Origin of the sequence: Achromobacter sp. ACM04 (assembly GCF_014851465.1) — a bacterium.
Taxonomy (GTDB): Bacteria; Pseudomonadota; Gammaproteobacteria; order Burkholderiales; family Burkholderiaceae_B; genus Achromobacter; species Achromobacter aegrifaciens.
This window is the reverse complement of record NZ_JACUZS010000032.1, coordinates 1-209: the sequence shown is the minus strand read 5'-3', so window position 1 is coordinate 209 and position 209 is coordinate 1. Positions and strand designations below refer to the sequence as shown.

1 protein-coding gene is annotated in these 209 nt (G+C 65.6%); it reads right to left on the bottom strand.

Going from position 1 to position 209, the window contains the following annotated elements; translation table 11 throughout:
* A partial coding sequence (locus IB259_RS30925; protein WP_192331063.1) for a VCBS domain-containing protein occupies positions 1-209 on the bottom strand: 209 nt, incomplete at both ends.

The window sequence follows — 209 nt, the reverse complement described above, 5'->3', positions numbered from 1 at the left end:
GACTTGACCTGGTTGGCCGCATCGGTGACGGTGACGGTGAACTTGTCGGTGACGGAGTCGTCGCCGGCGGTGTGGTTCTTGGCCGTCCCATCCTGCTGGTAGCTATAGGTGATCTTGCCGGTGGCCGGGTCGTAGCCAGTCAGCGTGAGCTTGCCTTCGGTGCCGTTGACGACGACCGGGGTGGTGCCCAGCGCCTGCAGGTCGGCCAC